Source organism: Streptomyces sp. SID14436 (genome assembly GCF_010548465.1).
Classification (GTDB): domain Bacteria; phylum Actinomycetota; class Actinomycetes; order Streptomycetales; family Streptomycetaceae; genus Streptomyces.
The window spans coordinates 29,142-39,243 of sequence record NZ_JAAGMD010000264.1 but is presented as its reverse complement, the minus strand read 5'-3'; the positions used below and the strand labels follow the sequence as shown (position 1 = coordinate 39,243).

The following is a 10,102-nucleotide window of genomic DNA, read 5'->3' as shown; positions in this document are numbered from 1 at the left end:
CTGGGCGCGGCGGCCGGACCGGGTGCCTCGGGCGCGCTGCTCGGCGCCGGGGTCGCGGCCTGCGCCCTGATCGGCCACCGGGCCGCGAGCTACGACTACCCGTCCCGCTTCGTCCACTTCACGGCGGGCGTGGCCCTGCCCCTGGCCGCCGCGGCCCCCGCGGTGTACGTCCTGGGCCGCGTGTTCGCCTGACCCGCAGCCTTCGCGCCGCGCCTTCCGTCCCGGGGCGGGACGGGGCGCGGCTGCGGTCCCGTGCGTCACAGGTGATCCACAATTCCCGGGAGGGCACTCCCGTGCGGGTTACGCTCGCGCTGGACGGCCTCCCGGTCGTCGGGGAATGCCGTCGGACACGCCTAGGTGGGGGAAACACCGCATGCGCGCACTGCGAATACTGCTCGTCGTCGTCGTGATACTCGGCGGGCTCTTCGTCATCGTGGACCGCGTCGCGGTGAACTTCGCCGAGGGCGAGGCCGCGGACCGGCTGAAGGCCACCGAGAACCTCACCTCCACGCCCGACGTGTCCATCAAGGGCTTCCCCTTCCTCACCCAGGTCGCCGGCGGCACCCTCGACGACATCGAGGTCGGCATCCAGGACTACGAGGCCACCACCGGGGACGGCGGACAGAAGATCCGCATCGCCGATCTGCACGCCGACATGAAGGGCGTCGAGTTCTCCGGCAACTTCTCCTCCGCCACCGCCGCGACCGCCACGGGCACCGCGACCGTCGCCTACGACGAACTGCTCAAGACCGCCCGGTCGGAGCCCCAGCGGGTGGCCCCCGGCGTGACCGCGAACGTGGTCGGGCTGTCGGACGGCGGCAACGGCAAGATCAAGGTCGAGGTGGAGGCCACGGTGCTCGGGACCAAGCTGCCCGAGCCGGTGTTCGTGCTCAGCTCCGTCACCGTGGTGGACGGCCACACCGTGCGCGTCAAGGCGGACGCGCTGCCCAAGTTCGGCGGGATGACGATCGCCGAGTCCCGGGTCCGGCAGATCACCGACTTCGAGCAGAAGATCGAGGGTCTGCCGGGCGGGATCCGGCTCGACAAGGTCGAGGCGTCGAAGGCCGGCGTGGGCATCACGGTGGAGGGTTCGGACGTCCGCCTGGCCGGGTAGGCAGGCAGAGGGCCGCTTCGGCCCCTTCGACGACGGCGGCCCTCCGCATCCGCGGGGGGCCCGTTCACGTCCGTCCGACTGGCGAGACGACGGCGTCCGCCGAGTGAAGGTGACACCGGCCACATCCGGCCGCGGGGGGCCCGGAACCGGCCGGAAATGGCCCCGGAGCCCTCCCTGATCCCACTATGCGGACGATCGTGTCTCATCATGCGACACGCCGGTGACACGCACACCCTGCTCTCCCTACCATCGGGGCCATGAAGCGACAGGCGGATCTCACGAAGCGGCGGGCAGTAGACCTGTGCCGTGTCGCCGCCATGCTCTGTCGCCCGTTCTGAGCCGACGTCGTCGTCGACGTCCGCGTTCCCCCTCGCCCTGCTGAAGGGCACCCCCGCGCCCGGCGCCCGTACCGCCGTGCGCCCTGCCTCACCCCGCACGCCCCGCCGCAACTGCCCCGGAGGAGAAAAGCATGAGCCGCAGCGACGTCCTGGTCGACGCCGACTGGCTCCAGGAGCACCTGGACGACCCCAGCATCGCCATCGTCGAGGTGGACGAGGACACGTCCGCCTACGAGAAGAACCACATCAAGAACGCCATCCGGATCGACTGGACCCAGGACCTGCAGGACCCGGTCCGCCGTGACTTCGTCGACCAGGAGGGCTTCGAGAAGCTCCTGTCCGACAAGGGCATCGCCAACGACCACACCGTCGTCCTCTACGGCGGCAACAACAACTGGTTCGCCGCGTACGCGTACTGGTACTTCAAGCTGTACGGCCACGAGAACGTCAAGCTGCTCGACGGCGGCCGCAAGAAGTGGGAGCTGGACGCCCGCGAGCTGGTCCCCGGTGACGAGGTGCCCGAGCGCCCGAAGACCGACTACAAGGCCAAGCCGCAGGACACGTCGATCCGCGCCTTCCGCGACGAGGTCGTGGACGCGATCGGCAAGAAGAACATCGTCGACGTGCGCTCGCCCGACGAGTTCTCCGGCAAGCTGCTCGCCCCGGCCCACCTGCCGCAGGAGCAGTCGCAGCGCCCCGGCCACGTGCCGAGCTCGCGCAACATCCCGTGGTCCAAGAACGCCAACGACGACGGCACCTTCAAGTCCGACGAGGAGCTGAAGAAGCTCTACGAGGACGAGCAGGTCGACCTCGCCAAGGACACCATCGCCCTGTGCCGCATCGGTGAGCGCTCCGCGCTGTCCTGGTTCGTGCTGCACGAGCTGCTCGGCGTGGAGAACGTCAAGAACTACGACGGCTCCTGGACCGAGTACGGCTCCCTGGTCGGCGTGCCGATCGAGCTCGGCCCCGCCAAGTAAGTCCCACCCGACCGACCTCTCCAGACCCCTTCAGGAGTTGACACATGTGCGGTGCGAAGGCCGGCGGCCCGGACGCCTCGACGATCAAGCCCGGTGAGACCACCATCCAGGGCCAGGTGACCCGCGACGGCGAGCCGGTGACGGGCTACGTCCGTCTGCTGGACTCGACCGGCGAGTTCACCGCGGAGGTGCCGACCTCCGCCACCGGTCAGTTCCGCTTCTACGCGGCCGAGGGCACCTGGACCCTCCGTGCGCTGGTGCCCGGCGGCACCGCCGACCGCACGGTCGTCGCCCAGCAGGGCGGTCTGGCCGAGGTCGCGATCGCGGTCTGACGGCCTCCGGCGGGAGCCCGGCCGCCCGGCCGCGTTCCTCGGGGCACGTGACGGCTGAAGGGCCGCATCCCACGGGTTGGACACCCGGGGTGCGGCCCTTCGGCATGCCCGGACGCCCCGCTGGGCGCTGCCCGATCGGCCCGCCCGCCCTGCGCCGGGCGGGCCGATCGGACCTACGCTGGAAACATGTACGCGCGCAGGCGGCACGTCTACTTCGCCCTGATGGGCACGTGCATCGCGCTCTTCGTCCTGGCCTGGGCCGTCGTGCGGCTCTGGTCGGTGCCGGTCGCCGTGGGCATGTGCGTCGTCGCCATGGTCATCCCGCCGGTCGCCGCGATGATCGCCAACCGGCGCGGCCCGGACGACCGCTGGTGGGACGACCCCTCGGGCGACCCGCAGTCGGACGAGTGGTGGGACGAGCTCGACGGCAAGAAGCGGCCCCGGTGAGGCGCCGCCCGGTGGGTGGGCGGGCGTCTCAGTAGACGAGCGCCTGGGTGCCGTCGGCCAGGGCCTCCTGCACGAACACCTGCGCGCCCGCGATGCGGACACCCTCCAAAACGTCCTTCTCCGTGATGTCGCGCCGGGCCGCGCACTGCGTGCACAGGGTCACGCGGCCGCCCGCCAGGAGCGAGTCGAGCAGGTCGGGCAGCGGGGCGGCGTGCGGCAGCTCGAACTCGGCGGCCCGGCCCGGGAGCGCGAACCACGCGGACTCCCCGGTCAGCCACAGCGACACCTCCACCCCGCTGGCCACGGCCACCGCCGCCACCGTGAAGGCCTGCGAGCAGCGTTCGGGGGCATCGGCCCCCGCTGTCACCTTGATCACGAGCTTCTTCGCCATGGCTGAATCGTAATCACCCCGCCTACAACTACCGGTGTGACGTAGGAGTCTCCTGGGGGGCGCGATACGGAACGCGCCCTTCACGTTCTGAACGTTCTGAGGGGGACTGTGTGGAAGACGCCGATAGACCCGACAAGGCCGGATCCGGCCCGGTGACGGGCGCGGTGGGCGAGATCGGGGAGATCGAACTCGCCGGGGAGCACCAGGAGTCCGGGCCCGTGGACGCGGACGCGGCCGAGCCGGGCGACGGCGCGGGGGCGGCCCGGCGGCCCCGCGGCCGGACCACGCTGATGATCGCGGCGGCCGCCGTGCTGGGCGTGGTCGCCGGCACCTGCACCGGGTACCTGATCCAGGCCGAACGGCCGCCCACCGAGCTGCCACCGCTGTCCCAGCCCGTCGTCCCGCGGGCGAAGGGCGAGGCGGAGCCGCTGCCGGCGTCCCAGGACCGTCAGATCCGGCTGGACGGCGACCTGCGTGAGTTCCTGATCGACCGGCCGAAGAAGGCCAGGGACGTCGAGGATCCTCCGGGCCGTGACGGCTGGATGGGCCTCTCGGCGTACGCGGGCCGGTACAACGGGCCGTCCGACACCTTCGCCAACCTGCTCGCCGACGGTTTCCGCCGCTCCGCGACGACGTCCTGGCGGTTCGGCGAGAACGGCGGCGTCTACATCAACCTGACGCAGTTCCGCCAGGTGGACACCCTGGGCGCGTCCCTGTGGGCGGACAACGGCGTCTACTGGGCCAACCGCGAGAAGGACACCCGCAGTTGGCCCATCCCCGGCACCGGGGAGCACGCCGGCACGGTGTACGTCCACGACACCCCCGACCGGAAGCCGGGGTACCTCCCGCTGTACACCGCCGAGGCGCACGCCTGGCGCGGAGACGTCTACGTCGAGATCTTCGTCCACGACAGCGGACCGATCCCCAAGTCGAAGATCATGGACCTGGCGAAGCGACAGGTGGGCAAGCTGTGACCGAGCCATCCGAGAACACCCCCGAGGTCATCGAGGGGACCGTGGCGGAGCCCGCCGCCGACGGACTCACCGCCCGGGTGGCCCGCAGGGCGCGCAGCCGCCGGGCCGCCATCGCGGGCGGATCGGTTCTGCTGGCCTGTGCGCTGGCCGGCGGCATCGGCTTCACGGTGATCACCGTCCAGGACGCCGACCGCAGCCCCGGCAAGCCGGTCTGGAAGCTCCCGGCCGCGAAGAAGGGGAAGCAGCAGAACGGCGCGGGGACGGCGGCGGAGAAGCCGAAGGGCCTGAGCGCCATGCTCCTGCCCTACGAGAAGGAGGGCCGTTCCCCGGGCCCGGACGTGCGGGACTTCGGTCACGACACCGAGCTCAGCGGCGCCAGGGCCACGGCCCTGCGCAAGGAGTCCCTCAAGGGCCTGCCCGGCCGCGTCCAGCGCGAGCTGGAGAAGCTGGTCGAGAAGCAGGACATCAAGGGCATGGCCCTGCGGAGCTACGCCGTCCCCGCCCGCGACGAGGAGGACAACGGCTTCACGGCCGAGGTCACCCTCCAGCAGATGGGCAACCGGAGCGCGGTGCGGGACATGGCCGACTCCGCCCAGCGGTTCCTGTCCGCCGCCGACGTCTTCCGCAAGGGCCCGAAGATCAAGGGCCACAAGGACGCCCGGTGCTTCCTGTCCCCGAAGGCGAAGAAGGACGGGCTGGAGGGCGCGTTCTGCGTGGGGCACGTGGGGGACGTCCTGGTCAACGTCGTCGTGGACACGCCCGGGCCCATCGACCGGCGGGGCGTCACGGCGTTCTTCACCGCACAACTGGACCGCATCGACACCCCGGGGCTGGCCGTATGACCGAGCACGCACAGACGACGGATCCGGCCGACCGGACGACGGACCCGGCGGAGGCCGTGGAGCCGGCGGAGGCAGTCGAGTCGGCGGAGGCCGTGGCTCCGGCGGAGGCCGTGGAGGCCGCTGACCAGGCGCCGGCTGCGGACGCGGCTGAGGTGCCCGAGACGCCCGACACGCCTGAGGCACCTGAGGCGCCTGAGGCACCTGAGGCACCTGCGACGCCCGAGGCGGCCGGGGCCGTTCCGCCGGGTGCCGCCGACGTCCCGGCGGCCCCGGCTGCCGCTCCCGCACGCGTCCCGTTCCGGGACCGGCGCCGGCTGCGGGCGGCCCTGCGCTGGACCGCCGTGGTGACCGTGTTCGCCGCGCTCGGCGCGGGGACCGCGTACGGGATCACGCGTATGGAGCGCACGGACGTCCCCGGCCTCGCCACCGAGTCCGACGGCCGCTGGGACTACCCGCGGATCACCAAGCCGCCCCTGCCCGCCGGCGCCCGCCCGTACGACTCCGAGGACCCGGCGAGCGGCCACGCGGCCGACCTGAGGGCCCTGCTGCTGCCCGCGCCCGCGGGGGCCACGGAGGACAAGGCGCTGCGCGGCAAGGACGGCTGGCTGTCCACCGAGGACTTTACCGCCGTGTTCGCGGAGAAGAAGGACCGGACCGAGGCCGGGCAGCTGATGACCGACCACGGCCTGCGGCACGCGGCGGCGCGCGGCTGGACGACCGGGGACGGCACCCGTACCCGCATCTACCTCCTGCGGTTCGCCACGGCCGAGGTGGGCGACGCGGTCTTCGGGAAGTTCGTCGCCTACGGGTCGCCCTCGTACGCCCTCACCGGCGCGGAGCACGTCCAGTACGACGACGACCACCCCTCGGCCGCGGATCCCCGCGGGGTGTCCCGCTACTCCTACGACGAGGTGAAGCCGCGCGGCGCGGAACACGTGCGGCAGGCGTACGTCCGCTCCGGGGACGTCGTCGCCCTGATCGTCCAGTCCCGCAAGGGCACCGCGGCGGCGCTGCCCTTCCAGCAGACGGTGACGCTGCAGAGCCAGCTGCTGAGCTGACCGGCCGGGAGGGGAGACCTCACACGAAGGACCGGGCCCCGGCCGCGTAAGCTGGGGCCCGGTCCTGTGCACAACCGCACCCCCCGCTCAAGGAGCACCCCGTGGTTATCTTCTTCGAAGCCCTGCTGGTCCTGGTCGCCGTCGGCGTACTCGCCTTCGCCGGGCTGACCGTGAAGAAGCTGTACCAGGGCCAGCGCTGACCTGCCCGACCACGTCCAGGAACTGCCTCTCATGATCGAGATCCCGTCCGACCTCCACAAGGACCTCGTCCCGCTCGCCTTCCTGCTGGGCAACTGGGCGGGTGCGGGCGTGCACGACTTCCCCGGCGCCGAGAAGTGCAACTTCGGGCAGGAGGTCAGCTTCACCCACGACGGCCGGGACTTCCTGGAGTACTCCTCCCACACCTGGGTGCTGGACGGCGACGGCAACAAGGTGCGGCCGCTGGAGTCCGAGCACGGCTTCTGGCGGATCGACTCCGGCCGCAAGGTCGAGGTGACGATGACCCGCGACGACGGCGTCATCGAGATCTGGTACGGCGAGCTGGCCGACCAGAAGCCGCAGATCGACCTGGTCACGGACGCGGTGGCGCGCACGCCCGCCGCCCGCCCCTACACCGGCGGCAAGCGGCTGTACGGGTACGTCAAGAGCGACCTGATGTGGGTCGGCGAGAAGCAGACCCCCGAGGTCGAGCTGCGCCCCTACATGTCGGCGCACCTGAAGAAGGTCGTCACCCCGGAGGAGGTCGAGCGCTGGGCCAAGGCCCTGCCCGACGACATGCCGGACGACGGCATCGCCTTCTTCAAGTAGACCCGGCTCCGGCCGGTTCTCCCCGCCTTCCCGCAGGCCCGGCCCGAACCGGCCGGGCCCGCTCTAGACTCGTCACCGTGGTGAGCACCGACTGGAAGAGCGACCTCAGGCAGCGCGGCTACCGGCTGACGCCGCAGCGCCAACTCGTGCTCGAAGCCGTGGACACCCTGGAGCACGCGACCCCCGACGACATCCTCGTCGAGGTGCGCAAGACCGCGTCGGGGGTGAACATCTCCACCGTCTACCGCACGCTGGAGCTTTTGGAGGAGCTCGGCCTGGTCAGCCACGCCCACCTCGGGCACGGCGCCCCGACCTACCACCTCGCCGACCGGCACCACCATCTCCACCTGGTGTGCCGCGACTGCACGGACGTCATCGAGGCGGACGTGGAGGTGGCCGCGGAGTTCACCGCCAAACTGCGGGAGACCTTCGGCTTCGACACCGATCTGAAGCACTTCGCGATCTTCGGACGCTGCGAGACCTGCACCCTGAAGGCTTCAACTACCGAGTCGTAGGCTAGAGGCATGAAGAGCCCCCTGCTGACCCTGCCGGGCGCCGTCCCCGCCGAAGGCGTGGACGAAGGCGTGGCCGCCCACTACGGCGACCTGTTCCGCGAACAGCGCGCCCTCGCCGACGGCACCGGTTTCGTCGACCTGTCCCACCGCGGGGTCGTGACCGTCTCCGGGGCGGAACGGCTCAGCTGGCTGCACCTGCTGCTCACCCAGCACGTCAGCGAGCTTCCGCCGCACCGGGCCACCGAGGCGCTGATCCTCTCCGCCAACGGCCACATCGAGCACGTCCTGTACCTGGTCGACGACGGCGAGACCGTCTGGGCCCACGTCGAGCCCGGCACCCAGGAGGCCCTGATCGGCTACCTGGAGTCGATGAAGTTCTTCTACCGGGTCGAGGTCGCCGACCGCACCGCCGACTACGCGGTGGTGAGTCTGCCGGCCGGTTCCATCACCGAGGTGCCCGAGGGCACCGTCGTGCGGGAGACCCCGTACGGCCGCGACGTCTTCCTGCCCAGGGCCGACCTGGAGCGGTTCGCCGAGCAGGCCGGGCCGCCCGCCGGGATCCTCGCCCACGAGGCGCTGCGCGTGGAGCAGCACCGCCCCCGGCTCGGCTTCGAGACCGACCACCGCACCATCCCGCACGAGCTGGGCTGGATCGGCGGCGCGGTGCACCTGGAGAAGGGCTGCTACCGCGGCCAGGAGACCGTCGCCCGGGTGCAGAACCTCGGCAAGCCGCCCCGCCGGATGGTCTTCCTGCACCTGGACGGCAGCGAGGTCCACCTGCCGACGCCGGGCACCGACATCCGCGTCGCGGACGACGGCCCCGAGGGCCGCCGGATCGGCTTCGTCACGACGTCCGTGCGCCACCACGAGCTGGGGCCGGTCGCGCTCGCGCTGATCAAGCGCAATGTGCCGGTCGACGCGCGGCTGCTGGCCGGGGACACGGCCGCGGCCCAGGAGACCGTGGTCGAGCCCTGAGCACACCGGTCCCGCCCCGCGCGGGACCGTTCCGGCCCCCCGGGGAGGTGTCCCGGCGGGCTCAGATCTCCAGCAGGACGGTGAACGGGCCGTCGTTGGTCAGCGACACCCGCATCCGCGCCCCGAAGCGGCCCGTGGCCACCGTCGCGCCCAGGGCGCGCAGCTGCGCCACCACCTCGTCGACCAGCGGCTCGGCCACGTCACCGGGCGCGGCGGCGTTCCAGGTGGGGCGGCGGCCCTTGCGGGCGTCGCCGTAAAGGGTGAACTGGCTGATCACCAGGAGCGGGGCGTCGATGTCGCTGCACGACCGCTCGTCCTGCAGCATCCGGATCGACCACAGCTTGCGGGCGAGCTGCGCCGCCTTCTCCTTGGTGTCCTCGTGGGTCACCCCGACCAGGACGCACAGGCCCTCGCCCTCGATGGCCCCCACCGTCTCGCCGTCCACGACGACGCTCGCGCCGTCCACCCTCTGCACCACTGCACGCATACGACCATGATGCCGGGTGCCGGACCGCCCCCCGACCGGCCCTCGGACGCGGTCCGCGGGGCTCCCCGGTCGGGCTATTTTTACTCCTTAACCCCCCATCTGGGGCTGATCGGGAGCACTCGGTCACGCAGCGGCCGTGAGGGGTGGCACGATGCTTGGCACACGCCGGTCGAGGGGACGGTAGAGGCACATGAGCACACGAGGGACCGGGCATCCGGTCGGGGCCGGCGCGCCGACCCACGCGGGGGCCGGGGAACCGCAGTTCCACCGGCCGCCCATGCAGCGAACGGACAGCCCTGTGATGCCCGAGAACCAGCCCGAGCACGACCTGACCGCACTGAGCCTGCCCGAGCTGCGCACCCTGCGCCGGGACGCGCAGCGCGACGAGGCCGACCTCAGTTACGTACGGCGGCTGCTCCAGGGGCGGATCGACATCCTGCACGCGGAACTCTCGCGCCGCACCCCCGCGGCGGCCGCGGCCGGCACCGCACCGCCCCGGATGCCTCCGGCTTCCGTGGTGGAGCGGCTCCCGGAGATCCTGCGGGACGCGCCGACCCGGCACCGCTCCTCCGCCCGCCACGTCACCCTGAGCACCCCGCAGAGCGAGGAGTACGGGCGGCTGGCGGCCGAGATGCTCGCCGAGGTGGAGCTGTCCGACCTCGGGGCCCGCACCGACGGCGAGCTGCACGCGGCGATGGGCCGGCTGGTGCGCTACGAGCAGCAGGTGTCCGGACGGCGGCAGCGCCTGCAGCGGACGGCCGACGGGTGCAGCGCGGAAATCGCCCGCAGGTACCGTGAGGGAGAAGCTCAAGTCGACGACCTGCTCGTGTGACGCGAAGGCAGGC

13 protein-coding genes and 1 pseudogene are annotated in these 10,102 nt (G+C 71.9%); 12 read left to right on the top strand and 2 right to left on the bottom strand.

Annotated features, from left to right (window positions below; translation table 11 throughout):
- The 5 genes and pseudogenes from G3I53_RS09795 to G3I53_RS09775 form a co-directional block, all read left to right on the top strand.
- Positions 1 to 192, top strand: a pseudogene (locus tag G3I53_RS09795) (hypothetical protein); the annotation flags it as partial.
- Between the two features lie 181 nt (positions 193 to 373).
- Positions 374 to 1,114 carry a DUF2993 domain-containing protein gene (locus G3I53_RS09790; protein ID WP_164336551.1) on the top strand — a complete coding sequence of 247 codons (741 nt, stop codon included), beginning with the start codon at positions 374 to 376 and terminating at the stop codon, positions 1,112 to 1,114.
- Positions 1,115 to 1,583: 469 nt separating this feature from the next.
- Entirely contained in the window at positions 1,584 to 2,429 is an 846-nt protein-coding gene (locus tag G3I53_RS09785) for a sulfurtransferase (protein WP_164336550.1), read from the top strand.
- Positions 2,430 to 2,473: 44 nt separating this feature from the next.
- Positions 2,474 to 2,761: a DUF1416 domain-containing protein gene (locus G3I53_RS09780; protein ID WP_006348354.1), complete on the top strand. Its 288-nt coding sequence runs from the start codon at positions 2,474 to 2,476 to the stop codon at positions 2,759 to 2,761.
- A 186-nt stretch (positions 2,762 to 2,947) separates the two neighbouring features.
- Positions 2,948 to 3,208, top strand: coding sequence for a DUF3099 domain-containing protein (locus G3I53_RS09775; protein WP_164336549.1), 261 nt, complete (start codon positions 2,948 to 2,950; stop codon positions 3,206 to 3,208).
- Positions 3,209 to 3,236: 28 nt separating this feature from the next.
- Here the strand turns inward: G3I53_RS09775 and G3I53_RS09770 are convergent, their stop codons facing one another.
- A complete protein-coding gene (locus G3I53_RS09770) occupies positions 3,237 to 3,599 on the bottom strand; it encodes a DsrE family protein (RefSeq protein ID WP_164336548.1) in 363 nt (120 codons plus the stop codon).
- Between the two features lie 110 nt (positions 3,600 to 3,709).
- Here G3I53_RS09770 and G3I53_RS09765 point away from each other — a divergent pair, with 110 nt between their 5' ends.
- The 6 genes from G3I53_RS09765 to G3I53_RS09740 all read left to right on the top strand — a co-directional run bounded on the left by G3I53_RS09765 (position 3,710) and on the right by G3I53_RS09740 (position 8,770).
- Complete coding sequence (locus G3I53_RS09765; RefSeq protein ID WP_343240588.1) at positions 3,710 to 4,573, top strand: hypothetical protein; 864 nt, start codon at positions 3,710 to 3,712, stop codon at positions 4,571 to 4,573.
- A complete protein-coding gene (locus G3I53_RS09760) occupies positions 4,570 to 5,415 on the top strand; it encodes a hypothetical protein (protein ID WP_164338911.1) in 846 nt (281 codons plus the stop codon). Before G3I53_RS09765 ends, G3I53_RS09760 begins: the two co-directional genes overlap by 4 nt.
- Positions 5,412 to 6,473 carry a hypothetical protein gene (locus G3I53_RS09755; RefSeq protein WP_343240587.1) on the top strand — a complete coding sequence of 354 codons (1,062 nt, stop codon included), beginning with the start codon at positions 5,412 to 5,414 and terminating at the stop codon, positions 6,471 to 6,473. Before G3I53_RS09760 ends, G3I53_RS09755 begins: the two co-directional genes overlap by 4 nt.
- A gap of 231 nt (positions 6,474 to 6,704) precedes the next feature.
- The gene (locus G3I53_RS09750; RefSeq protein WP_164338025.1) at positions 6,705 to 7,280 is read left to right on the top strand and encodes an FABP family protein; all 576 of its coding nucleotides are present in this window, start codon (positions 6,705 to 6,707) and stop codon (positions 7,278 to 7,280) included.
- A gap of 77 nt (positions 7,281 to 7,357) precedes the next feature.
- Positions 7,358 to 7,795 carry a transcriptional repressor gene (locus tag G3I53_RS09745; protein WP_164338026.1) on the top strand — a complete coding sequence of 146 codons (438 nt, stop codon included), beginning with the start codon at positions 7,358 to 7,360 and terminating at the stop codon, positions 7,793 to 7,795.
- Positions 7,796 to 7,804: 9 nt separating this feature from the next.
- Positions 7,805 to 8,770, top strand: a complete 966-nt coding sequence (locus G3I53_RS09740; RefSeq protein ID WP_164338027.1) for a folate-binding protein YgfZ — start codon at positions 7,805 to 7,807, stop codon at positions 8,768 to 8,770.
- Positions 8,771 to 8,831: 61 nt separating this feature from the next.
- Here G3I53_RS09740 and dtd read toward each other — a convergent pair whose 3' ends face one another.
- Positions 8,832 to 9,257 carry a D-aminoacyl-tRNA deacylase gene (gene dtd / locus G3I53_RS09735; RefSeq protein ID WP_164338028.1) on the bottom strand — a complete coding sequence of 142 codons (426 nt, stop codon included), beginning with the start codon at positions 9,255 to 9,257 and terminating at the stop codon, positions 8,832 to 8,834.
- 190 nt (positions 9,258 to 9,447) lie between these two features.
- On the opposite strand from dtd, the gene G3I53_RS09730 reads away from it, so the two are divergent.
- The gene (locus tag G3I53_RS09730; protein WP_164338029.1) at positions 9,448 to 10,089 is read left to right on the top strand and encodes an aerial mycelium formation protein; all 642 of its coding nucleotides are present in this window, start codon (positions 9,448 to 9,450) and stop codon (positions 10,087 to 10,089) included.
- Positions 10,090 to 10,102: the final 13 nt, after the last annotated feature.